The sequence below is a fragment of the Desnuesiella massiliensis genome (assembly GCF_001403615.1).
Taxonomy (GTDB): Bacteria; Bacillota; Clostridia; order Clostridiales; family Clostridiaceae; genus Desnuesiella; species Desnuesiella massiliensis.
The window spans coordinates 362,866-389,851 of record NZ_LN879454.1 but is presented as its reverse complement, the minus strand read 5'-3'; the positions used below and the strand labels follow the sequence as shown (position 1 = coordinate 389,851).

At 33.8% G+C, this 26,986-nt stretch carries 18 protein-coding genes; 1 reads left to right on the top strand and 17 read right to left on the bottom strand.

Going from position 1 to position 26,986, the window contains the following annotated elements; genetic code table 11:
• Positions 1–165: 165 nt before the first annotated feature.
• The 16 genes from BN2665_RS05530 to BN2665_RS05455 form a co-directional block, all read right to left on the bottom strand.
• Entirely contained in the window at positions 166–681 is a 516-nt protein-coding gene (locus tag BN2665_RS05530) for a hypothetical protein (protein WP_055666118.1), read from the bottom strand.
• Between the two features lie 12 nt (positions 682–693).
• Positions 694–1,689 (bottom strand): RHS repeat-associated core domain-containing protein, encoded by a 996-nt coding sequence (locus BN2665_RS05525; RefSeq protein ID WP_055666117.1) that lies wholly within the window; start codon positions 1,687–1,689, stop codon positions 694–696.
• 530 nt (positions 1,690–2,219) lie between these two features.
• Positions 2,220–2,672, bottom strand: coding sequence for a hypothetical protein (locus tag BN2665_RS05520; protein WP_055666116.1), 453 nt, complete (start codon positions 2,670–2,672; stop codon positions 2,220–2,222).
• 174 nt (positions 2,673–2,846) lie between these two features.
• The gene (locus tag BN2665_RS05515; protein ID WP_055666115.1) at positions 2,847–3,794 is read right to left on the bottom strand and encodes an RHS repeat-associated core domain-containing protein; all 948 of its coding nucleotides are present in this window, start codon (positions 3,792–3,794) and stop codon (positions 2,847–2,849) included.
• Positions 3,795–4,486: 692 nt separating this feature from the next.
• Entirely contained in the window at positions 4,487–5,044 is a 558-nt protein-coding gene (locus BN2665_RS05510) for a hypothetical protein (RefSeq protein ID WP_055666114.1), read from the bottom strand.
• A 15-nt stretch (positions 5,045–5,059) separates the two neighbouring features.
• Positions 5,060–6,787 (bottom strand): RHS repeat-associated core domain-containing protein, encoded by a 1,728-nt coding sequence (locus BN2665_RS27945; protein ID WP_479723324.1) that lies wholly within the window; start codon positions 6,785–6,787, stop codon positions 5,060–5,062.
• A gap of 841 nt (positions 6,788–7,628) precedes the next feature.
• The gene (locus tag BN2665_RS05500; RefSeq protein ID WP_423229848.1) at positions 7,629–12,857 is read right to left on the bottom strand and encodes a DNRLRE domain-containing protein; all 5,229 of its coding nucleotides are present in this window, start codon (positions 12,855–12,857) and stop codon (positions 7,629–7,631) included.
• Positions 12,858–13,911: 1,054 nt separating this feature from the next.
• Positions 13,912–15,600 (bottom strand): AAA family ATPase, encoded by a 1,689-nt coding sequence (locus BN2665_RS05495; RefSeq protein ID WP_055666111.1) that lies wholly within the window; start codon positions 15,598–15,600, stop codon positions 13,912–13,914.
• 54 nt (positions 15,601–15,654) lie between these two features.
• The gene (locus BN2665_RS05490) at positions 15,655–16,554 is read right to left on the bottom strand and encodes a phosphatase PAP2 family protein (RefSeq protein WP_055666110.1); all 900 of its coding nucleotides are present in this window, start codon (positions 16,552–16,554) and stop codon (positions 15,655–15,657) included.
• 96 nt (positions 16,555–16,650) lie between these two features.
• Positions 16,651–17,211 carry a DUF1697 domain-containing protein gene (locus BN2665_RS05485; RefSeq protein ID WP_055666380.1) on the bottom strand — a complete coding sequence of 187 codons (561 nt, stop codon included), beginning with the start codon at positions 17,209–17,211 and terminating at the stop codon, positions 16,651–16,653.
• Positions 17,212–17,304: 93 nt separating this feature from the next.
• Positions 17,305–18,621: an alkaline phosphatase family protein gene (locus BN2665_RS05480; protein WP_195892661.1), complete on the bottom strand. Its 1,317-nt coding sequence runs from the start codon at positions 18,619–18,621 to the stop codon at positions 17,305–17,307.
• 150 nt (positions 18,622–18,771) lie between these two features.
• Complete coding sequence (locus tag BN2665_RS05475) at positions 18,772–19,320, bottom strand: hypothetical protein (RefSeq protein WP_055666108.1); 549 nt, start codon at positions 19,318–19,320, stop codon at positions 18,772–18,774.
• A gap of 247 nt (positions 19,321–19,567) precedes the next feature.
• Complete coding sequence (locus BN2665_RS05470) at positions 19,568–20,221, bottom strand: hypothetical protein (protein WP_207643673.1); 654 nt, start codon at positions 20,219–20,221, stop codon at positions 19,568–19,570.
• 126 nt (positions 20,222–20,347) lie between these two features.
• Positions 20,348–21,085, bottom strand: coding sequence for a nucleotidyltransferase family protein (locus BN2665_RS05465; protein ID WP_055666107.1), 738 nt, complete (start codon positions 21,083–21,085; stop codon positions 20,348–20,350).
• Between the two features lie 366 nt (positions 21,086–21,451).
• Entirely contained in the window at positions 21,452–23,311 is a 1,860-nt protein-coding gene (locus tag BN2665_RS05460; protein ID WP_055666106.1) for an ABC transporter ATP-binding protein, read from the bottom strand.
• Positions 23,312–23,322: 11 nt separating this feature from the next.
• On the bottom strand, positions 23,323–25,056 hold the full coding sequence (locus tag BN2665_RS05455) for an ABC transporter ATP-binding protein (protein ID WP_055666105.1): 1,734 nt from the start codon (positions 25,054–25,056) through the stop codon (positions 23,323–23,325).
• A gap of 85 nt (positions 25,057–25,141) precedes the next feature.
• Between BN2665_RS05455 and BN2665_RS05450 the strand changes: the two genes are divergently transcribed.
• Positions 25,142–25,975: a MerR family transcriptional regulator gene (locus BN2665_RS05450; protein WP_055666104.1), complete on the top strand. Its 834-nt coding sequence runs from the start codon at positions 25,142–25,144 to the stop codon at positions 25,973–25,975.
• Positions 25,976–26,227: 252 nt separating this feature from the next.
• Here BN2665_RS05450 and BN2665_RS05445 read toward each other — a convergent pair whose 3' ends face one another.
• On the bottom strand, positions 26,228–26,857 hold the full coding sequence (locus BN2665_RS05445) for a M28 family metallopeptidase (RefSeq protein ID WP_242865899.1): 630 nt from the start codon (positions 26,855–26,857) through the stop codon (positions 26,228–26,230).
• Between the last annotated feature and the right edge of the window lie 129 nt (positions 26,858–26,986).

Genomic DNA, 26,986 nt, shown 5'->3' with positions numbered 1-26,986 from the left:
CTGTCTACCATAAGGGGAGCATATAATTCTATATAACCTGTTGACGTTTTGTTGTAAGCTTTAAGTAGCCATTATATGGAGTTTTTACTTAACTTTAATACAGTGTTACCATATATACTACACTTTATCTATCTCTATTGATTAATCATTAATACTCTACACAGCTTAAAACAAGTGTACAATTTCGATTTTTTTCTTAAAATAAAATTCTAGCTTAGGAAGAACTTTATGTAAAAAATCACCTTTATTTTTTTCTCTGATACTCAAACTGTTAAATTCATCATCTTCATTACTATTTAATATATATGTAGCTTCTTCTATGATACAATTATTAGGAATTAAAGCACAATTAAAGTTCTGTTCAATCTTTAAAGCATCTATAAGTTCCTCATTGCTTCTTACTATATACCAAATAATATTAGGACACTCATCACTAAAGAGGGGAGTATTACAAATCCACACCTTATTAGTTAATATGATTCTATCCCTTATAAAAGAACGATTTATTTCATATTCCTCATCATTAAAAAAATGTTCCTCAATCGGAAAAACAATTACACTATCATCTATAAAACAATTTATAATATTTACTATATTTTGTAGATAATCAGAATAATCACAAAAATCCCCTTCATCATATCCTTCAAGTCTATATGCTGAATCATAAATATATAATTTCATACTTTCCTCCCTTTATGGTAAATAATGCATAGAATCTCCATTTAAATGATAATGCTCTGGATAAACCCTACCTGTAGGGGTTTTAGTTCCATTAGAATTATAATTATATTCAGGTTGCCCTATATGCATTTCTCCAATTTGATTTCCATTACTATCTATCACTGGCTTCTTTACCATATCTCGAGATGGTAATTTTTTATTTCCAATACTAAATCCCTTAGGAAGAGGTCTGCTTTTCCATTTTTTTCTTCCATTTACATTCACAGTTGGTTTTGTATTTGTTCCAGTTTTAGAATTTGAACTATTATTTGAGCTATTACTTGAACTCTGCGAATTGCTATTGCTTGATACTGTTAATCCAGAACTATCAGCATATTGTACATGTGTTCTAGAATACCAATCATAAGCCATATACCCTATCCAACCAATTGTTGCTACCGTTACAACTGCTGCTACCACAACTATTTCTACTGGTATAAAAACTGCGCTAATAGCTGTTGCAATGAATCCCCAGAAATGTCCATCATGATCTTCTCTATTTATAGGATTATTATCACAATAGCTAAACATATTATGTGACAGTAATTCGCCTACTTTACCCATTACTATATCCGCATTAATAAACCTTCCCCACTCCGGATTATAATACCTACTTTGTAGATAATATAGCCCAGTCTCATTATCATACCTATAACCCCTATATCTATAAGGATTCTTATATCCAGCATGGTTTTTATCAGTTGTAACATTCTTGCCATCTTTGTCTTTAATGCTGATTAACTTCCCCCAACTATCATAAGCATAACTTACTACCCTAACTCCATCACCATCTATTAACCCTATAATATCCCCTTGAGCATTTCTTACATAGAAATATTCTGCTCCATTCAGATTCATTGAGGTAAGGTGTCCAGTTGAATCATAAGTATAGTATATCTTATCTATTCCACTTTCTTCTAGTGTTACCTTATCTCCTTGAAGATAGTATTTTGTTAATACTCCATTCACGGTTTTCTCTGTTCTTATGCCTAAATCGTTGTATTTATAGGAGATATCCTTATTATTTCCTTTTATTGAAGATAGTTGTCTCCCGAATTCCCAGGTATAAGCACAAATAATTTATAATTGATAGTGGATAGTTATCAGTTTTATGTTTTTAGTTTATTAGTTTTACATAGTTGATTGTTTATACTTTTGCTTCAACTCTAAGTATTCTGAATTAGGCTGACGCCTTCTCCCTTTGTTTCCCAAGATATCGATTCTTTTAGATAAAAAGTCAACAGATTTTAATAAAACCCGCTGACTTTTTATTAATTTGATTTAATTATTAAATATAACCTTTGTATATAAGTTCATTAATAACACTAATTATTAAACTTAAAATAATACTCTTAACAAATCAAGATACTCATAATTTATATCTTTTAATATAATCATAAAAATAGTCTCACTCTAGACCGACTTTCAATAACTAGAACTTCATGTTTGTTTTGTATCTATTTATTCATTGATAATACTCATTCCCTTGCATTTAGCCGTTATGGTATTATTCCAACTTTCTTTAATAAGACTAATATTACCACTATTACTACTCCAATTAATATTAAGATTAGTAATACTTTCGTGAATATTACTTCTCCTTTGTTTGCTAACTTAATATAATTAATAGCGCTTGATACAATCATAATTATAACTATAATACTTCCTAATAACATAATATACCTTCGATATCCTAAAAATTGAGGGTATTCATATATAATTATCTCATCTACAAAAAGTATAATAAATGTAAATAAGATTAATATACTTAACACTATCGAATTTTTACTATCTTTATTTTTTATACTTCGTATCGTATATAACATTACTACTAAAAATGCTATAATTATAAACAATAGCCTAAAACCTATTGGGAAACTCCCCAAACAAAAATATCCAAAGGCACCTCCTAAAATAGACAGTTTAGTCATTAAATCTTTCTTATTTTTCATATATATACTCCTTGCATTGGTATAATATTTTTATTATAGTAGCAAATAAAAACCTAGGTTTTCTAGAGTTTAACCCATAAATATTTTCAATTCATCTTTCAATGTCTTTTATGTACATTCCATCTTCACTTTATCATTTACTTCTAACAATATATTAAGCACTCCACAAAAACTTTAGTCATATTTTTTACTTCCGAATAAAGCATCTTTTCCAAATCCACTTATTTTATTTACAAGAAATCCTACCCCTACAGCAGCTGCTGTTCCCACAATAAAGCCAGTTGCTGTAGGCGCCCATATAGGAGCTGTCCATATAGCAAATCCAATCGTTGCAGAAAAACCAATTCCATCTATTACAGACCTACCTACAGCATCCCATGCGTTATAGTGCAAAATATTATCTCTTACACTTAATCCAAATGAAATTGAATTTAAAACACCCACTTTTCCTGCAAAACCCTTCGCATAAGCTATCTTAGGCTTCGAAAACAGGTAATCAATTGGTTTGGTTATCTTAGAAACAATTCTATCTATTCCTTGAGCAATACCTGAATCTCCTATTCCTCCTAAAGCATTCCCTTTATTACTTCCTAGTGCATTTGTAAAGCTATCTAAAATTCTATGTGTAGTAGAAGCTTTAGATACAGGTTCACTTACATCAGAACTAGGCATATATACAAAATAAGAAGTCCCACCCACATCTGCATATGTAACCATAAATCCTGTTGGATCAGATGCATTTATAGCATTATTTTCACAATATGCAAACAGGTTATGTCCTAATAAATCTCCTGTTTTTCCAAAAATTCCATCCGCATTCAAAAACCTTCCCCACTCCGGATTATAATACCTACTTTGTAGATAGTATAAACTTGTCTCAGCATCATAACGGTAACCACGATAACGATAAGGGTTCTTCACTCCTACAGTATTAGCAAGGGAACCAGTTATACCATCTTTAATTGTATCATTAGCATCATTTTTCTCCGCATCAGTTACAATTGGTTTGCCCCAACTATCATAAGCATAACTTACTACCCTAATTCCATCTCTATCTATTAACCCTATGATATCTCCTTGAGCATTTCTTAAATAGAAATATTCTGTCCCATTTAGGTTCATGCTTACTAGGTGTCCTGTACTATCATAGGTATAGTATATCTTATCTGTTCCACTTTCTTCTAGTGTTACCTTATCTCCTTGCAGATAGTATTTTGTTACTACTCCATTTACGGTTTTCTCTGTTCTTATACCTGAATCGTTGTATTTATAGGAGATATCCTTACCGTTTCCTTTTATTGAGGATAGCTGTCTTCCAAATTCTAAAATATAGGTATAAATAGTTATTAATTTTATATAATTGCTTATTTACACTTTTGCTACAACTCTAAGTATTCTAAATTAGGCTGACGCCTTCTCACTTTATTTCCAACCTTTCATTTCTTTTAAGTGAAAAGTCAACAGATTTTAAATACAACCTGTTGACTTTTTGTTGTTAGTTTTAATCATTTATAATTTAGAGCTTTTCTAACTAGCTTACAACTTCTCATTAAAGCATCCTAGTTGCTCTTCTTTTACAATTAACTAAACTCTATTGTTTTTTCTACCTAACAGTTAATCTTACTACAAGATTATAATTATGCAGATTTACTAGTATCAGCAAATCCACAGCATTACATAAATTTATATTATGTTTTCATTAAATTTTATAATTTTAGTTATTTGTAGTCAGTACTCACTATTTTATGAGGTTAACTATAGGTGTTTTCTGTATGTTTATTCTGTATAAGTCTTTTCAAATTTTTTGAGTATATCTAGCTATTTATCCCCCTCATGACATCTAGTATCAATGATTTATCAAAATCATTATCATATATGAATATTAAGTTGTCTCCATCATGTCCTTTTATGAATACTGAGTTAGCATATTTACTTTTAACAAAATCTATTGCTGACACTTCTGGCTTTTTTCTGTTGAATTTTTTATCAAAATCCTGCCAACTAAATGTAGAATTAGGATTGAAAAATACAAGTGTCTCAAAATATTTCCATAATACAATAATCTGATTATAAGTTTCTTCATTTATCGGCAGATATCCTATACTACGAAATCGGGTTTCATCAAGCTCAAATTTTACTTCATAGTGTCCATTTTCCTTGAGATACTGAGGTACTTCCCTTCTATATTTCACTAGTTCTTCTTCTTCCAAAAAGAAATTCTCTCTAACGAACTCAAAATAGAAACTATCACCTTTAGTTAATATTTTTATTATTTTCTTTAGATTTTCCATTGAGTTATCATCATAGGTTTTTATATCTCTTATAGTTAGTCTATTTAGATTATATCCATACTCTTCATGAATTAACTTCAACTTTATCACCTCATATTATTCATCTAAACTCTGTCCAAAGTTCCATGGCCATATACCTCTATGAGCGGTAAAGGCTGCTTTACCTGCTCCCCAATGCCCATGCATCCCATGTGCTGGATCCCAATCTATTCTCCATTTGGTTCCACTTAGCTTATTATTATACGCAACAAATGTTCCACCTGGACCACCGTCTGCATTTGGATTTGAATACAGAGCTTGTATATTCTTACTTGGCTTAAAACCCCAACCACCATTACCTTTAAATATTGCAGGTGCTTCAGTTCTTGTATAGGTATTATTTGCCGCCACACTCAGCATCCCCGTTCCCGCAATATTAAATGCTGCTTCTGTTACATTATAAGCGGTCTTATTACCTCGAAATACGGTTTTAGCTACATAGTTAGTTCCTGTAACTGCCTCTACAGCCCGATTAACTCCAAAGACTCCTATACCTACTCCAACACCGATAGCTGCTACTGAGACAATCGTTGATGTTGCGGCTATCGTTCCAGCCCCCAACGTCATTCCAGCTGCTATTGCTGCTGCACCTGCAACGGCTGGAGCAGCCAAAATAACTGATGTAACAACAACCGCCGTAACTGCTACAATTGCGGCAGCTTTAAATATTTGGCCTAATGTCGGCCAGTTCCCACTAGGGTCTTCCAAATTTACAGGATTATTAAAACAGTATGTAAACATATTGTGAGACAATAATATCCCAACTTCTCCACCTATACCATCCGCATTCAAAAACCTTCCCCACTCTGGATTATAATACCTTGATTGCAAGTAGTATAATCCAGTCTCATTATCATACCTATAACCCCTATATCTATAAGGATTCTTATATCCAACATGATTTGTGTCAGTTGTAACGTCCTTGCTATCTTTGTCTTTAATGCTGATTAACTTGCCCCAACTATCATAAGCATAACTTACTACCCTAACTCCATCACCATCTATTAACCCTATAATATCTCCTTGAGCATTTCTTAAATAGAAATATTCTGCTCCATTTAGGTTCATTGAAGTAAGGTGTCCAGTTGAATCATAAGTATAGTATATCTTATCTGTTCCGCTTTCTTCTAGTGTTACCTTATCTCCTTGAAGATAGTATTTTGTTACTGCTCCATTTACAGTTTTCTCTGTTCTTATGCCTGAGTCGTTGTATTTATATGCTATAGCTTTGCCTGTTCCATTAATTCCTGTTAGCTGTCTTCCGAATTCCCAAGTATAAGTAACATCTTTATATTTTACTGGGTTTCCTATGTCGTCATAGTCTATAGGGTCTCCATTATAGGAGGTTAATTTATCCTTCCAGTTAGCCTCTCCATAGCCGTAATTTATGGTGGAGGTAGCTGTGCCTAAGGCTCCTTCTGTGTAGTTATATTCTGACCTAGATAGTATATTTCCTCCTATGTCATAGCTATAGGTTATGGTTTTGTTTAATATTTGATTGTTTTCTCTCATCAATTCATTGAGCTCATTATACTGGTAACCTATAGCTTTGTTGGTTATAGTTCCATTATTGTTTATGGAGGTAGTTACGTTTTTGATATTGCCGTTTTGGTCATAAGTATATTTTACAGTTTCAGTACCGTTTTTAACCTCTGATACCTTTGTGGTAGCAGAGCCATTAGCTCCTGGGGCATATTGGTAGGTTGTATCAAAGGTAGCCTTAGTAGTGTTTATGGTTTTATTTTGAAGTCTGCCTAAGGTATCATAGCTATTTAGAACACTCATCATGGGTGTATCCTTTAAACTAGGTACTGTGGCATCTGTAAGTGCTCCTTTGAAGATGGAAATTTCATCTATCTCTCCCTTAAATAGATCTGAGGGGCTAGCGCCATCCCATTCTTGACCTATAAGCCATTTTCTGCCTTGGGTATCGTTAAATACTGCACCTATCTCTTGTTTCCAAAGCAATGTACCATCTCTAAATACCTTTACCTCTGATTTGCTATTATCTATCTTCCTTACTACCACCACCAGGTGCTGATATACATTTACTGTGGCTGATCCTTCATAATAGTCTTTATCCTTTATGGTTACATCGTAGCCGCCATTCCAGTAGCCAAAGTAGAATTGGTTGCCTCCATCATTGGTGTTTTTACCTATAAAGGCTTGAGCTTCCTTGCTTTCTGGTTTTATCAGCATGCTTATGGTGAAGCTTTCTGGAACATTTAGGTTATTTAGCTCTATCCATTGACCTAATCCATCCAGCTTTATAGCTTTTCCTTTAGGACTAGGCACAAAGATAGCATCTCCATTAATCACACCGGTGTTATCATTGCCGCTGGAGTCTGATGCGTCATTGTTGTCAAAGGTATAATGGGCTATAAGACTATTTTCAAGCTCATTATTGGTTCTGTTATACATCGTATTTAAAGGTCTATTATCTTTGTCATAGCTGTATCTGGTGACATAGTTAGTATTGTTTAAATTTTGCTTTAGTACATTTAGATTGTTATTTATGTCATAGCCATAATTTGTCTTATTGCCCTTGGAGTCTATTATCTCCCTTACTCTCTCTAGGAAATCATATTTATAGCTGTATTCTACACCATTTACTAAATCGTTATGCTTATTTATNAGTCTCATTATCATACCTATAACCCCTATATCTATAAGGATTCTTATATCCAACATGATTTGTGTCAGTTGTAACGTCCTTGCTATCTTTGTCTTTAATGCTGATTAACTTGCCCCAACTATCATAAGCATAACTTACTACCCTAACTCCATCACCATCTATTAACCCTATAATATCTCCTTGAGCATTTCTTAAATAGAAATATTCTGCTCCATTTAGGTTCATTGAAGTAAGGTGTCCAGTTGAATCATAAGTATAGTATATCTTATCTGTTCCGCTTTCTTCTAGTGTTACCTTATCTCCTTGAAGATAGTATTTTGTTACTGCTCCATTTACAGTTTTCTCTGTTCTTATGCCTGAGTCGTTGTATTTATATGCTATAGCTTTGCCTGTTCCATTAATTCCTGTTAGCTGTCTTCCGAATTCCCAAGTATAAGTAACATCTTTATATTTTACTGGGTTTCCTATGTCGTCATAGTCTATAGGGTCTCCATTATAGGAGGTTAATTTATCCTTCCAGTTAGCCTCTCCATAGCCGTAATTTATGGTGGAGGTAGCTGTGCCTAAGGCTCCTTCTGTGTAGTTATATTCTGACCTAGATAGTATATTTCCTCCTATGTCATAGCTATAGGTTATGGTTTTGTTTAATATTTGATTGTTTTCTCTCATCAATTCATTGAGCTCATTATACTGGTAACCTATAGCTTTGTTGGTTATAGTTCCATTATTGTTTATGGAGGTAGTTACGTTTTTGATATTGCCGTTTTGGTCATAAGTATATTTTACAGTTTCAGTACCGTTTTTAACCTCTGATACCTTTGTGGTAGCAGAGCCATTAGCTCCTGGGGCATATTGGTAGGTTGTATCAAAGGTAGCCTTAGTAGTGTTTATGGTTTTATTTTGAAGTCTGCCTAAGGTATCATAGCTATTTAGAACACTCATCATGGGTGTATCCTTTAAACTAGGTACTGTGGCATCTGTAAGTGCTCCTTTGAAGATGGAAATTTCATCTATCTCTCCCTTAAATAGATCTGAGGGGCTAGCGCCATCCCATTCTTGACCTATAAGCCATTTTCTGCCTTGGGTATCGTTAAATACTGCACCTATCTCTTGTTTCCAAAGCAATGTACCATCTCTAAATACCTTTACCTCTGATTTGCTATTATCTATCTTCCTTACTACCACCACCAGGTGCTGATATACATTTACTGTGGCTGATCCTTCATAATAGTCTTTATCCTTTATGGTTACATCGTAGCCGCCATTCCAGTAGCCAAAGTAGAATTGGTTGCCTCCATCATTGGTGTTTTTACCTATAAAGGCTTGAGCTTCCTTGCTTTCTGGTTTTATCAGCATGCTTATGGTGAAGCTTTCTGGAACATTTAGGTTATTTAGCTCTATCCATTGACCTAATCCATCCAGCTTTATAGCTTTTCCTTTAGGACTAGGCACAAAGATAGCATCTCCATTAATCACACCGGTGTTATCATTGCCGCTGGAGTCTGATGCGTCATTGTTGTCAAAGGTATAATGGGCTATAAGACTATTTTCAAGCTCATTATTGGTTCTGTTATACATCGTATTTAAAGGTCTATTATCTTTGTCATAGCTGTATCTGGTGACATAGTTAGTATTGTTTAAATTTTGCTTTAGTACATTTAGATTGTTATTTATGTCATAGCCATAATTTGTCTTATTGCCCTTGGAGTCTATTATCTCCCTTACTCTCTCTAGGAAATCATATTTATAGCTGTATTCTACACCATTTACTAAATCGTTATGCTTATTTATATTTCCTTTAGAGTCGTAGGAATAGGTAAATTTTGTCACTTCATTATACTTCTTTTCAGTAACCCTGTCTAAGGCATCATAGATGCTGCTGACCTTTTGTCCATTACCATAGGTTGAGGATAGAAGCTTTCCTGTTTTAGGTTCAAACTCGTTAGTTATTAGCTTTTTACTTCCCACTAATACCTCTTTATTGTTTCCTGCTAGGTCATAATTAAAGGTATATTTAACATCGCCCTCAGGTTTATCAGAGGTATTATGAGCTATGGTTTTTATTCTGTCATTTTCATAGGTATAGCTATTTCGGGCAGTTTGAGTGGATGTCAGACCTATAATTGTAGATTTAGTAACCTGCAGCAGCTCTTTCATGGTGCCATAGCCGTATTGTGTATAGCTGCCTTTGGCATCTTTAACTGTTCCTAAGGTGCCTTTTTGCTCATTATAGTTGTATTCTACGGTGTTGCCGGAGGCATCTGTCATAGTTTTAATATAATTACCGGTAGTTGTATAGGTGGCAGAAGAATCTATAAATAGGGTATCGTTGCCTACTTTAGCGGTCAGCGGATTTCCTGCTTCATCATAGCTAAAGGAGTACACCACATTTTCTGCTGAGGTAGCAGTCTTCACATTGTTTTTATCATCATAGGTGTATCCAAAAGAACTGCCCTTTGGATCTATGGATTTTGTCAGCTGATTGTTGCTATCATATTCTGCTTTAGCTTTCTGCTTCGATAGGTCCTCTGTGGATACCACGTTACCTTTATCATCATAGGTGTAGCTGTTTCCATACTCCTCCTTATAAAGCTGAAGCCCATCAAAATAAGCATCGTTAGCATTATTATAGTACATCACATAGTATACTAGCTCCACATAATCCTTTTTTGCTACTATAACATTAGAGGTATACTGCCACTCATTGGAATCCTCATTAAAGTATGCTCCTCCATACCATTCATAATCCCCATTAGCCATTTTAAAACCTAAGGATAAGCCAAAGTTTACTCCTCCCTTAGTAGGTATAGAGTCAGCCTTTGCCCAGCCTGACATAATATAGGTATCTCCTGCTTTTCCTCCCTGCTTTATGGTTTGGTATATAGCTTTTTGCTTATTACCTTGTCCCACCATCTTGAAGGTATTATTGTTTAGTACTAAAGGAGTATTGCTGGCAGTAGCAAGGTTGTCACTACCCTCTAACTGATTATTCCTATTCCAGTAGTTAAACCTTCCATAGTTAAAGTCTCCATTTTCTATGAGATTATATCTATTAGCGCTAGCAGCTTTTTCAAACTGAGCATTGTCATAATATACAGTTCCTTTAGAGGCATTTAGACATAAATATGCATATACATCATTAGTAGCTGCATCACTAGGCACCTTAAAACTTATCTCTTCCCTTCTCCAGTCCGTAACCTCGCTTATATACTTAGCTTGAAGCACCTGCCAGTTATAATTTTTGTCTACATAAGCCACAATAAGGGCTGCTCCTGTGTTAGGCCCATTGGTTTCTATATCAGATATTTTTACGTAGGAAGAGAAGGTATAATCCTTACCTTTATCTACAGTGAACTGCTGATAGTAGTTTCTTCCTCCAATATTGTTTGTGTTGTTTATTTTGATGCTTTGACTGCCTAGATATTTTTCTTCTAAAGTGTAGCCTTGAGTACCAGTATTTCCTCCCCAGTCCTGAGGTATCCAGTGCTCATTGGTTTCAAAGTTATGATTTAGAAGATAGTTTGATACCGTAGTTTGCAGCTTAGAGTTTAAGGATAGTTTATTATTGGTGTTACTTGTGTTCTTTTCATCCTCTATATATTTATAATATTCTGCTCTATCTTCCTCATCCTTTATGGATATGGTGTTTCCAGAGTAATTAAACTGGTATACATTTTTGTAGTTAGTATTTCCTTTAGCTTTTTTAACCTCATCTATAAAGGTGCTTTGGTTAAAGCCATAGGCTATGGATAAATCCGCACCATAGCTGCCATCGGATAGCTGCTCCCATATTCTGTTTACTCTGTATACGGAACCATTACCCATATAACCATAACCTATTTTATACCCATCTATATTGGCAGCTCCTAGCATGTAGCCGCTGGCATCATAGTTATAGGTAGACTTATTATTATCTGCGTAGGTTATATTCCAAAGCTGATTATTACCTCCATAACCATAGGTTAGGCGTTTTTCTCCTTGGTCATAAATAGCTGTAAGGATTCCACTAGTGTATTCTAGTGTTACTGCTCTTTGGGAAGGATCTTTTACTGTAGTTAGTAATCCTCCGCTATAAGTCAGTGTTATCCTATTTTGATTCTTATCTACTATCTGCACTAAGGCTCCAGTGTCATTAAATATAAGCTGATTCTTATCCTTATCCTCTATCTTATATTTTTCTGAAGCGGTGCTTCCTATGGTCATGGTAAGATCTATACCAGACTCTTCCTTGTATTTGCCTAAAGCGGCATCCCACCTAAAGTAGTGTCTTGTACCATCCTCGTCAATATACCTATAATAATCTATATCATTTATCTTTCCATGATAATTTATGGTCTGGCTTAGGTTTAATCTCCAACCCTTGCCATAGCCTATATTGCTTTCAAAATCATTGCTGTTATATATGTGCTTTATGTTTATAGGAAGTTTGTTGCCTGTCATAGCTATATCTTCATGGGCTAAAATAAGATTTCCGTTATAATCATTCACATAGCTGGTTCCAGCTCTTCCTATGCTTTGAGAATGGTATGTCCAATAATTTTCAAGACCAGAATTGCTCACATAGAAAAATTCCACTACAGGGCGTACATAGGAGTAAGTATCACTGACATCTGAGGACCAATAGGTGGTATGTCCTGAGGCTTCATCATGTCTCTTAAGCATTAGTCCATAGTTATTTCCTCCATTGTACCAATCTCTAGCTGCTGAGGTTATATCCCAATAATACCATGGGTTATTTGGTGCAGAGGATCTTTGATAATCTTCTATTTTATAATTGTAGCTAGGCTTATTATTCCAGTTTAAGCCATAAGCATTCCAGTCACTGGTTACTTTATGTACATCTACCTGGCCATCTGTGCCGCTTTCACTGCTTTCCTTAGCCAGCCATAATACCGCATTTATCACCATATCTCCTGGGGATAGCTTAGGCAGATTGACAAATCTTATAAAAGATCTGGTAGTATTTATTCCTGGATCGTTACCCACTCTTAAAAACATATTATTGCTTTTATCACTTAGGTCTCCATAAGCCACAAAGGTCTCCTTAATATCCTGCTGAGCTAAGGAGCTTTTTATAGGTGGATCTATGGTTATGGGATATTTTCTTTCACTAGCTTTAAGCCAGCTTTCCTCTGGTGTTATGGCTAAAATATATCCATTTCCTTTTTGAGTTAACTCTATTTTTATATTGCTGCTTTCTGCTCCATTAGCATCATACATATAAGGAGCTTCCATTCTAAATACTTCTTTATTATCCTTTGCATCATAAAATATGATCTCATTTTCCTTGCTAAGCTTTGGGATTAATTTCTTTAGGTTTAGATTAAAGGTAAACTTTACATTATCCTGAGGTGTCTTTAATACTATGTTTTCCTTTAATTCATTAGAGATTAAAGTATAGTTAATGTCTATATTGCCATAAACATCCTTATACTCTACAGAAGAAGATAGGTTGGGCAGTGATGTTTTTTTAAGCTTATCTATTTCCTCGGTATTTTCAGGGTTTATTCCTTTTAGTAAAGACTCTAAATCCTTCTCGGAATTTTTCTTGCTGTTTATAATTGCTTCCTTATTAGCTTTAATGTTCCAAGATATTTCGTAGCCATCCTTCTTGATGGAAACCAGCTTGTCTGCATTTAAATTCTTGGCAAACTTTACATTAAACTCACTATTATTGTTTTCATATATATTTTTGTCTACAGCTTTTTTGCTAGCTTGTAGAGTATTAAGCTGAGACTCTTCTATTATGGCTTGATCATTTGTCTCTTCCTTAATACTAAAGCTGGTGCTTTCTCTTAATAACTCCTCCTTAGATTCGTTAACATCTTCAGTGTCCTGTTTTTCCGTTAAAGAGTTATCTATATCCTCCCATTTGCCATTCTTGGAATAATGCACTGGACCTTTGTACATAACTGCTTGGTAGGTGCCATCAGACATTAAGAAATGCTTTACATTCTCCTCCCTTTTTTCCACCACTTCCTTTAGTATTTTTGCCTTACTGTTAAGCTTTTGGCTTTGTTCCTTGCTGCCTTTTTCATTTGGCGGACCAGTAAGCCCTGTAGCACTCACTGGTACTATGGTGGAAAACATAGTGATAGCCAGTATAAATGCTAATTTTGAAAAGTTTTTTTTCATACCTTATTATTCCCCCTTTTTTGGAAAGTATATGGTAATTATAAGGTATATTTAGCTCTCTTTTCATTATGATTCTAATGGGTGGTTGTCCATAATTATCCGTAAAAAAAGACAGCAAAATATGCTGTCAATACTGCTGCTATGAACTTTTTGCCTCGGTAACTCTAATTTCTTTCCCTTTAAATACAATGGCGAGCTTTATTAGATTGCTTATTCCTCTTTCCAATAATTCTGCCTCATATTTCTTGTCTTCTATTTGCTTTAATGCAGCATTAGTAGCCTCTTCTATAGTATAATTTAAGAAGTAATCAATTTTCTTAAATTCAATAATAATGCCCAATTTAGAAGTATCTTTTGGAATTATCATAACATCATATCTTCCATATCCGCTTTCTTTATTAGATTTAACTTCATAATCTTCAGAAAGTGAAACAAGCATTCCAAGGACAAAGGCGTGGTAAACTCTTTCTGGTTCTTTCCCTGATAAATCAAAATAACTTAAATTGTTTAGTACAAACTCTTTGAATAATCCTTGAAAAATTTCTATATCTCCATTTATTAGGGCACTTAGCATTAATTCATATCTTTGATTTGTCATGGATTCTTGAAACCATCTTTGAATTAAATTTTCATAAAATATATGAACTTCTTCATTAGGAATTTTAAGTTCACAGTGTAATTTCCCTCTTATATTTTCCATGGTTACCGGTTTTAAATATCCACTTAAGGTTAAAAAACTCCAAATATTTTCATTAGAATCTTCCACCTCTGCCATTACTATGCTATCATCAATTACTTTATTTATAGAATTTCCTTCTATGAGCTCTTCTAGTTCAATTTTTATATTATTATCACCTTTAATTAATAATCCTTTGATTAAATCATTGCTACTGCTATTAATCCAGTAAGGTATAAAACCTTCCTTTCTCTTTTTCAAATAATTTAGAACTGACCAAGGATTATATATTATTTTCCCGCCAAAGATATATCCATTATACCAATCTCTAATATTTCCCAAATCCCCCTCTGCATTATAGTACTTCAATAATTGTTCAATCTCATCTTCTATAAAGCCAAATTTATCATTAAAATCATATCCTAAAATAGTATTCACCTCTAGATTATTAAGTCCTGAGAAGATACTTTCCTTTGCTACTCTAAGTATTCCTGTGATCATTGATTTCTCTAAATATATATTATCCTTTAAAGCTGAGGTTAACAGATTCCTTATTAGAGACATCATTTCATCATAATACCCACGGATATAGCCTTCTTGAATTGGCACATCATATTCATCTATAAATAGCATTACTTTTTTTTCATAATGCTTATTTATATATCTCATAAGATTGCTTATCCCCTCTGATAAAAGAGCTATAGATGCACTTCTTGAAACTATCTCTTTAAAGTCTTTTTTATCAAATTCCGATAACTTATCACTATGTAATAAGTACTCATGATCCTTATATAGGTTTGACAGTAATAGTTTAATCCCCTCTTTAAAATCCTCATAGGTTAAATACTTTTGATTTTTAAAAGTAAGAAAAATAACTGGGTACTCTCCCTGAAGCTTCATTAATCCTTTTTCATTTTCTATTTTTAGCCCATTAAATAATTCTTTAGTTTCTTCTTTAGTCCTTATGTCAAAGAAATATTTAAGCATACTTAAATTTAATGTTTTACCAAATCTTCTTGGCCTAGAAGTTAAAATTATTTTAGCTCCATTTTCTAAGAATTCCTTTATTAATAAGCTTTTATCTACAAAATAATGATTTCCTTCTATTAATTCTTTGAAGTCAGATGCTCCTATTTGTATACTTTTCTTCATTTAATGCACCTTCTTTCTTTTCTGAACTTACTTTTATTATATCCAATGGTAACTCTATAAATCCACTCCTATATTTCTAGAAGATGACTGAAGTCTGTTAGCAAGCTTCAATTTAATAAACAGGTAAGGAGCTCCAGCAGTAGCCCAAAAGCCTATAATAGCATAGCGAAACACATCGCTTATCTGAGAAATTGGAAGTATCTCCTTGACAAAAACCTTTATTATAACAATTACACCTATGCCTAAGATAAGCTTTATGGCATGCATCCATAGTGCTCCTTGGACATTAAAGTTTATATATTTGCTTTCTACCAGGTATCCTCCATAAAAGCCCAGCATCACAGCCACAGACTTTGTATAATCAGCTATTTTAGAGTAATTAACATCTTTGATTAAAAACAGCCCTGCTATAGCCGGTAACATAATCCATAAGAATGCTAATCTATTGCCACTTTTCTCAACATGCTCAAATATAAAATTGCTTATGAACACACTGATTACTCCAAAAACAATGCCAGCTATTACGTCTCTAGGCCAGTGAACTCCTAGATAAAGCCTAGAAGCGGCCACTAGCATTATTATTATGCTTGCCAAGATATATATCCAAGCTTTCTTAAACTTTACCATCATAGAGGTAAAGAAGGTGGTAACCCCTTGGGTATGTCCACTTGGGAACGAATAGCCTGTAGCAGTATTAACTCTTAAAGAAAATATACCCTCAGCTTGAGTTTCAAAGGGTCTTAAAGCTTTAATGCTACATTTAACAGCTCCGTTTAAAGTAGTACTTATAAATAGAGCGAAGCCTAGCTTATATCCAAACTTTTTATTTAAACACCAAAATATTATGGATAGTACGACTACAAAAAATGTTTCCTCTCCTATTATAGTTATCCCTTGAGAAAGGTTGTCTAGAAAAGGGTTAGAAAATTGCTGCAAAAATTTAATTATTTCCATATATTCCTCCTTTGTAAATGCATAGCTTATAAAAATTACTTCTCATGTCTATCTCTAAGCTCTTATGCTATTCTTTGATCATTTCTTTATCCAAAATCATACCTTCATATCTTTTGATAGCGTAGCAAGCTTATTTATAGTTTTCCAATTGCGCACAGTTCCGGGAACATCTACCCTTTGAAGGTTGTTGGCTAACTTAGAGTTTCGAATGCTATTATGGAATAAAAGAAAGATATCTCGTCCTTGGGCTCTATATTCATTATTTTCATCACTGTAAGCATCTAAAACTTGAATTTTCTCTGGTGAAGGGCTATTAGTCAAAAGAGAAACATATAGACTTTCCCCTTTAGAAGAAGCTTCAGCTTCTAATACTGCCTCCTTTGAAAATGGACAATTATGAATAATCCTTTCTAATTCCTCAGCAGTTCTCAAAATAACTACAGTGGAAACTCCAAAAGCAGCCTTAATTTCCTCCTCAATTCTTTTTCGTAATACCTCTTCCTCTTCATTTGATTTAAATAGTACATTTCCACTTTGAATATATGTTTTCACTTCACAAAATCCCATTGCTTCAAGTACTCGTTTCAAATCAGCCATCTTAATTATGTTCTTTCCACCTACATTAATACCTCGTAACAATGCAACATAAATATTCACTATAATAATCTCTCCTTCTGATATAAATCCGCTGCCACACTTCAATTCCACCAAATATTAATACATATATTTTATTACACTTAAAATCATCTATTATTTTAAGATATCTTTAATAACTCGTCCATCTGTATTCTGCATGTTAATGCCTAATATTTTGCCTAAGGTAGGCCCTATATCTACAAGGTTTATTTCCTCTAACACTACCCCTTCTTTAATGCTGGCGCCGAAGGCCATGAAAAAGGTATTATAATTTAGCTTCATAGGGTCATAGCCATGAGTAGCTACATGCCTCTCTCCCTCAGACTTGGTCAAATCCTTGGCATCAATCAATGTAACCAACTCTTCTTTATCCCAATCCTTTGAAAAATAGTAGCCTTCCTTGGCTTCTACCATGAAATCAAAAGGACCATCTATTCTTTTCTTTAAAAATTCTTCTCTTGTATATATTTTCTCTATGCCATTACTCTCGTCCTGAGCAAAAGCTTTCAATATACTGCATACCTTCTTTTTTAATGCCTTATCCTCTCTATTCTTTAAATATATTTGAGCGGAACCATCACAGTAGTTGCAGTAGGCTTGCCAGCTTAATAAATTCCCATGCTCATCTACTTCAAGGAGCCCTTCTTTTCTAAAGGCAGTATTTAAATTTATTCTATATTTAACATCTAAGAAGCCATGGTCCCCTAAAATTACAAAGGTGGTATCCTCATATATACCTGCTTCCCTAGCAGACTTTACTATTTCTCCTATTCTTTCATCCGCTCTTAGCAGGGCTTTTTCTGATTCTTTTGAGAAGGTTCCATACATATGTCTAAAACTATCTAAATCAGTTAAATGTATAAGTGATAAATTAGGTTTCTTTCTTTTGATTAGATACTCTGCGGTCTTAGCTGTAAAATTATCTAAATTAGGCTGCTTTTTGCCGTTAAGCAGCTTTCCATATCTAAAAAAGGAGTCTAGGGCAAAGATTGGAGTAGATGCTTTTAGTACCTTTAATATCAAACCCTCTCTTTTCTTAGTGGGGAAGATTTCCGTTATATTATAATCTATATTGGCTTTTCCCATTACAGGCCAAAATAACGCTCCTACTCTCATCTGACTCTTCTTAGCCAAATCATATAAAGTAGGAACCTTTATATAGCTACTATACCAAAACCACTCCTGCTCATGAACCCCTGGTTGATTGAATTCATTAGAATAAACACCGTGCTTATCAGGATAAACCCCAGTAACAATACTAACATGGCAGGGATAGGTCAGAGAAGGATATATACTCCTCACTCTTTTAGCATAGGAGGCTTTTTCAAAATAGCTCTTAAAATTAGGAAGCCCTTTTATTATGTCTAAATCCTTGGCATTTAAGGCATCTAAGGATATAACCACTAAATATTTAGATTTTTTTATCTGCACCGCAAACACTCCCATCAAAAATCTTCCCTATATAAATTCTTTTTTTTATATAAAAATCCCTTCAAATTTTTGTAAACACAGTATGAATTTTTTACAATGCACACAATTCACAATTGAGAAAAATAAAAGAAGTGGCTTGCACCACTACTTTTATTTTCCTTTATACATATTTAAAACCAATGCTATTATTTGGTTTCCTAAAGAGAAATTCTTATATTGTTGATTTACCTTTATAACATTCTTACTTCTTAAGAAGAAATTGCTTCTCAATCTATAAATTATAAGCAGTGTAGCTAAAAATCTATCTCTCTCTGTAGTTTTGCTGCTTAATAAAGTATTTTGGATATACTCCTTTACGCATACTTCTTTTTCATCTAATTTAAAGGTTTCTGTAACATTCATGGTCATTCTTTCAAAGATGGCATTAGGTTTTCCATTTTCTATATATCTTTTGTTAAAATGACTATAATAAGCATCTATAACACTGGAGGCCGTATTTTCCTTACTCACCTTTAACTTCTCTTCTATAAAGTTTGCTATAGCTTGGGCATTGGCTACCCCGTCACAAGCTTTAGCTTCAAACATATCCCACATAAAGGCAAAGGTTTTAAGGTGCTCTAAATCATTTTTGTTAAGTAGATACTCTGGCTCTAGATAAGTATTAATCCACTTTAATTCATCAAATTCTATGCTATACATAAAATCACCCCTCCAATATATTTTTACTACAAAATTACCATTATTATACACCAAATTGAGCTTAGTTTCAACACTGAAAGCATTAACATTATTTGAATATTAAGTAAATTGCATTTAAGATTATTTAGATAAACAACTTCAACTATTAACTTATACATGCACCATAATGGCTTGAAGATGCCATTTTGGAACATGTATAAGTTAAGTTTACGTAATGTTTATCTATTGATTAAAGCACATTCAAGCTTTAGTTGAATGTGCTTTCCATTTCCATTGCTCCAATATTACTATTAAATATATGGAATTTATTAATTTTATTATAATCTTTAAGCTTTCCTTCGTATATAAGCTCTAAGTTGTCCAAAAGCCTGAAATCTGAAGGTTTAACCAAAGATGAAGGCTTTTCAAAGAGCCTTATGCCTCCTCTTTTAAGCATCTCCGCTGCAAACTGTGAACAAAAATAAGCATTATTTCTTGAAAGTGGTATGTTAAAAGCCACAGCCAATAACCCTAGCATATTATATCTATAATTATGAGCTATATCTTTAAATTGATCTATGGAATTTTTAAGATTTATATATTGCTCTTCGCTAATTCTTAGCTTGTACAATGCACAATGGGTATTTATAAACTTTAAATATAATCCTTTATTTATATCCTCACAGACAAACCCGCCTATTAAAGGATTGTTTATTCTCTTTCTGCCGAAACTATAAAGCTCTGTTAAATCCTCTCGAAAGCTTATAGAAACATGAGAAAAAGGTTCCCTAGTATAGGCTTTTATTATTCTTGAAGGAATGGTTCCTGTATGAGTAAGTAAAATATACACATCTCTGATATCTCTTACATCTTTTACAGATCTGTTATCTCTTAAATTTCTTACATCTCTATTTTTTCTCATATACCTCTACTCCCGTGTATTATTTTATATATTATAACATTAAATAATATGTTTTGTAATATAAATAATACACCAAAAAGGAGTTTTTTTTCCTTAAAATTACCTTAAATTATCATTAATAGTTATTTAATTTTTCTTAAATATCTGTTGAGCCATGGCATAAGACTCATGAGTACCTATATCATAGCACTGTCCCTTAAACCTATAACCATATACATCAATCTTCTTATGAAGCCAAGCCACAAAGTGCCCTGGAGCATCTGGATTGCCTCCTTGTTTTAAGTACTCATCAATGAATTCTATGGTAGCCTTATTATATATGTAGAAGGCGGTAACCCCTATGTTAGATTTAGGATTTTGCGGCTTTTCCTCAAAGTCTATGACTTTATCTTTTTCATCTAATAAAGCTACTCCCATTCTTCTCAGCATATTCATGTCTTCAATTTCTTCCACACATATGCAATCTTTTTTATGGATCATATAGTGGTCATAGAAATCCTTTAATTTAAAATCAAATAGTATATCCCCTGCAGTTATTAAGAGCTCATCCTCTATATTTTCCTTGTCTATTACTAGCTTTATATCCCCTATGGCTCCTAATCTCTCATCCACATTATTGGTGCCATCATCAATTATAGTTATAGGCTTTCTTGCTCCTTTCATTTCCTTCCAATTCTCAAACTGATGATAAAACTTATGATTTGAAATTATATATACTTGGTCTACAGCCTCAATTTCCTCTATTTCATCATAAACATAATCTAAAAGAGTCTTCTCTCCAACCTTAAGCAGTGGTTTTGCAGTAACCTCTGTGAGAGGATAAAGTCTTGTAGCATAGCCTGCGGCTAATATTATAGCTTTCATGTCATTTCTCTCCTTGCATTTATTAGGCATCTCCAAAAAATAACTAGTCATTTTTTTACGATGCCTTAGTGAATGTATTTTTTAAAACACTCATTTTTATTATTTATCATATTTATAAATTTTATGTTCTTTAAATAAAGTTTCATCTGATATTAATATATCATCTATAGGAGGATGTGAAAAAAGGTGTTCTATAGGTTTCCCTACACCGCTCGTGGAGCCCCACGAGCGGCCCGTGAAAAAGAACACCTATATTTTTCACATCCGCCTATAAATGAACATAAAAAATCCCTGTAGCATCTCCTATAAAGATAATGCTACAGGAATATATTTCTACAAAGCTTTTATAAACTCCTTTATTCTATATTAAAATAACTGTTTTGCTGCTTTACTTGCAAACTGACTGTTATAAAGCTCTTCATAAAATCCTTTTTTATCAATGAGCTCTTGATGTTTTCCTTGCTCAATAATCGTTCCCTTTTGCATTACTAAAATTAAATCTGCATCACGAATAGTAGACAGTCTATGAGCAATCACAAAGCTAGTTCTACCTTTCATAAGATTCTCCATTGCTTTTTGAATTTCTACTTCTGTTCTTGTGTCTATGCTGGAGGTGGCTTCATCTAGAATAAGAATGAATGGATTAGCAAGTATAGCTCTTGCTATGGTAAGAAGCTGTTTTTGTCCCTGAGACACATTGGATCCATCCTCGTCTAAAATTGTTTCGTAACCCTGGGGCAATGTTCGGATAAAATGATCAGCACGAGCCGCTTTCGCAGCAAGAACTACCTCCTCAAAACTAGCATATGGACAGCCATAGCTAATATTATCCTTTATGCTTCCGTGAAAAAGCCAGGTGTCCTGCAATACCATTCCAAACATAGTTCTTAATGAACTGCGGCTCATCTCCTTAATATCTACGCCATCAATGGTAATCCTTCCCCCTTGAATTTCATAAAACCTCATAAGCAAATTCACAAGGGTTGTTTTTCCTGCTCCTGTAGGTCCTACAATAGCAATCTTATCTCCGGCCTTTAAGTTGATATTAATATCCTTCATAAGAATAGCGTCATTGCTATAGCCAAATTTCACGTGTTCAAATACGACTTTTCCTTTAGGATCTTCAATATACTTAGTATTTGGTATATCTGGAGTTTCCTCTATCTCATCCATTATTTCAAAAACACGCTCTGAAGCTGCTACAGCGGATTGAAGCATATTTAAAATATATGAGATTTCTGTCATTGGTTCAGAGCACATGTTTACATATTGAAGAAATGCCTGAATACTTCCTAAGGTCATAGTCCCCTGCACAGCGAAAATACCACTGACAACGGCAATGATAACATAGCCAATTTTTTCTATAATCCTGATAAGAGGAGCAATGGAGTAAGTATAAAACTGTGCTTTTCTATTTGCATCATACAGCTTCTCATTCATGTTTCTAAAGGCTTCCAAGGACTCCTTTTCTCTGCTGAAGGCCTTGATAATAAGCTGCCCTGTAAATGTTTCTTCAATGGAGCTGTTTAATTCACCAAGAATCCTCTGGTTATCTGCAAAATAGCCTTCTATCTTATGGGAAATTCTCGTTGTTAAAACCATGGACACGCCAAGCATCATCATGGCAATTAATGTAATAATGGGATTGATTGCCACCATAATAATTATGGCGATGGTGATAGTGACCACGGAGGTAATAAGCTGCATAAGCCCTTCCTGCAGGCTATCAGAAATTCTTTCTAGGTCGTTGGTGGCACGACTTAATATATCCCCTTTTTTGTGGGAATCATAATATTTTAAAGGCAAATGATTGAGTTTATAGCTTAAATTCTTACGCAGGCTTAAGGTAAGATTTTGTGCTATCCCTGACATCATATATTGCTCGAAGTATTTAAATAGTGAAGTTAAAAGGTAAATTATCAGTAAAATACCAATGGTTTCTGTTATTCCACTGATACTCACGTTGAATTTTGTCCCATATTTAATAGATTCTTTAGTTACCTTATACAGCTGATCTATAGCTTTTCCCATGACCAAGGGCGCCGCAATGGTAAGGGAAGAACTGAGCAGCACTGAAATTAAGATCGCCAAGAACTTAAATTTTTGCTTTGATAAATGCTTTATCAGCCTTCTGGTAGTCTCTTTTGCATTTTTTGCCCTTTCTATTGAAATATCATCAATACCATTATCCGTTGTTTTGATTTCTTGATTTGTATTCTCTTTCATAATGACCTCCATTACTGCTCAGCCAGTTCAGCTTCGCTAAGCTGAGAAGCCGCTATCTGTTTATAAACATCACAGCTTTTGATTAATTCCTCATGTCTTCCCATACCTACGATTTTTCCATCCTCTAGTACAATAATTCTGTGAGCATCCATGATGGTGCTGATACGCTGTGCCACAATGATAACAGTGGAACTGCCAGTTTCACTTTTCAATGCTTTTCTAAGCTTTGCATCTGTCTTAAAATCAAGAGCAGAAAAGCTGTCATCAAAAATATATATTTCTGGCCTGCGAATCAGTGCTCGTGCTATTGACAAACGCTGCTTCTGCCCACCTGATAGATTATTACCGCCTTGTGCAACATAAGATTCATATCCCTGTTCCAGATTAGTAATAAAATCATGAGCCTGAGCCACCTTTGCCGCATGCTCTATCTCTTCTTGTGTGGCATCATTTTTTCCATATCTAATATTCTCTGATATGGTTCCGCTAAAAAGAAATGCTTTTTGGGGAACAAGTCCAATTTTATCTCGAAGCTCTTTTTGTGACATATTCCTGATATCTATACCGTCCACCATAATAGAACCATTTTGAATTTCAAAGAACCGTGGAATCAAGCTTGCTATAGTTGATTTTCCTGATCCGGTGCCTCCTATAATGGCTGTAATTTCTCCCGCTTTTGACTCAAAACTCAAATTGTTAAGCACTGGTTCCTCCGCATTAGGGTATTGGAAGGTAACATTGCGAAACTCAAGATGGGCATATTCTTTTCTTTCCAAGGCTTTTGACTTTCCATCTGTGATTTCAGTAGTCGTATCAAGTACTTCATTGATTCTGTCGGCGCAGACCTGTGCACGCGGAATATACATAAACATCATGACCCCCATAATAAGGAAGTACAAAATGAGAAAACAGTATTCTATCATAGCCATTATATCGCCAATCTGCATATTGCCATTCAATACTTTTTTTCCACCAATCCATAGAATAAAAATAACCCCCAAATTTATAATCATCATGACTAATGGAAGCAGAGCAGCAATTATTTTGTTTATTTTGATAGCATTATCTGCATAATCAGCTGCAGCTGCATCAATTCTATTTTTTTCATATTTCTCGCGGTTAAATGCACGAATAACGCGGACCCCTATAATCCTTTCACGAAGAATACGATTAATATTGTCCATTTTAACTTGTATTAGTTTAAACAGAGGAATAACCATTTTACCTAATAGAAGGGCAACCAACAGAAAAGCCATCATGGTCGCTACAATAATAAGAGCCATTACCTTATCCTTTGAAAAAGCGAGGAATAAGCCTGCTATGGTCATAACCGGTGCTGGCAGTAGCATTTGAAGAAGCATTATGGTAGTTTGCCCAATTAAGGTAACATCGCTGGTAGTTCTTGTAATTATGGAAGCCGTGCCTATTTTATTAAAATCATTCATGGAAAACTCCTGAGCCTTCATAAACATGGCTTCTCGAATATTCTTCGCAAATCCTGAAGAAACATCAGCAGACAGCTTTGAACCTAACACAGCAACTATTCCTGTTATACCTGCCGTCACCAGCATGAATAGTCCGATTTTCATAATATATGATATATCTCCTTTTGCAACACCGCTGTTCACAATTTCAGCAGTAAGGGTTGGGATATATAAGGTACCTAGTGTCTGTATAAATGTAAATATGAATACAGCTATGATTGATTTTTTATAAGGCTTTAAGAAATGAACCAATCTTAACATATAAAGCTCCTTTCTTGCTTTTGTTTGCTATGTATTTTATAATAAAGTATAACGTAACCAGACAGTCAAGAGGAGATGTGGAATTATGAATAAAAATTCACAGAACTATTTTTCTACTGGGGAATTCGCAAAGCTCTGCGATGTAAATAAGAGAACACTTTTTCACTATAATGATATAGGGTTATTTTGTCCTGCTTTCACAGATGAAAATGGCTACCGATATTATTCCCATCATCAGCTTGATGTTTTTTTAATAATATCTATATTAAAAGAATTGAAGGTTCCATTAAAAGAAATAAAAACATATCTTGACGAGAGAACCCCTAAACAGCTGCTTGATTTATCCAAACAAAAAATCTCCGAGATTAATAAAGAAATAGATAAGTTAAGCTATATGAAATACTTATTAGAAGAAACAGTTTCTTTTACAAATAAGGGAATAGCTGCTCCTTGTGATGAATTTATAGTTGAAGAGCAGGAAGAGGAATATATAGTCCGAAGCAATTTACTAAAGGATGAGAATAATAAAGATTATATAGAATGGATATCTGAGTATAAAAACTTCATAAACAATACTCAAGCAAAGGATATTTCCTTTATAGGTAAAATGCTTAGTAAAGAAAATATCATAATGGGTAACTATAACTATTACTCCTATTTTTTCTCAAAAACTAGCAGCAAAAATATAATTCCCCCAATTGCTGTAAAGCCAAAGGGAATGTATGCTATTGCTTATCACCATGGAAGTTATGAAACCACCTATAAAACTTACGATAAACTCTTAGATTTCCTTGAAAAAAAACACTTAAGGGTGAAGGGATTCGCCTATGAGGAATATCTTATAGACGAAGTTGCTGAGAAAAATGAAAATGATTATATTACACAAATTACAGTTTCAGTTGAAAATAAGCATATATAGGAGGATGTGAAAAACATAGGTGTTCTTTTTCACGGACCGCTGGTGGGCCTCCACGCGCGGTGTAGGGAAATCTCATAGAACACCTTTTTTCACATCCTCCTATAAATATACAAATTATATTGCTTTTAAAGAATAAAAAAGATTGATTCAAATTATTATCTGAGTCAATCTTTTTAGTATTTTTGTGCTCATATGTTTTATTATATTAATTGGTGATAAAACGAACTTATAGATAATGTGCATGCTTTATAATCAATTCATAAATATAACTCCATTATTTTGCACAATAAAATCACTTAAAGCATTTGCAATTTTATCTATTTTACCATAATCTAAAATATCTGGGGTATCTGTAGGCCTATGGATTGATTTCTCTATATTCTCTTGTGCTATATAAGCATTAGGTACTCTGGCATTTTCAAATCTAGTATGGTCACTTGAACCGAAGGCCGCTTTATCTGAAAAATCAATATTATTCTTTTTAAAGCTAGCTTTTAAAGCATCATATAGCTTATTAGATACCTTACTTATATTCTTTAAAGCAAGTTTCCCTTCTTCTTTAGATCCTATACAATCTATGTTGATATTATACATACTATAATATATACCGTTAATTTGGCTAACAAATGCATTGCTTCCACGTAATCCAGTTTCTTCTCCATTAAAGGCACAGAAGATTATATCAGCATCAAAGGATTTTTCTTTAGATTTTTCTTTTAGCGTATGGGCTATTTTTATTAAAGCTGATACTCCTGAAGCATTATCTAAGGCTCCTCTAATGATCTTTCCATCCTTATAGCCTATATGATCAAAATGTGCAGATACCACCACTGCCTTTGTGCTATCTTTGCCTTTTATGACTCCTGCAACATTATTAACCATTTTAAGTTTAGTATCACTTCCATCTCCTCCATAAGCACTTATAACTCCTTCATAATAATTTTGATAATAACTACCGTCAAAGTAAGGCTCTAACCCTATATCTTTAAAGGTTTTCTCAAGATATTCCCC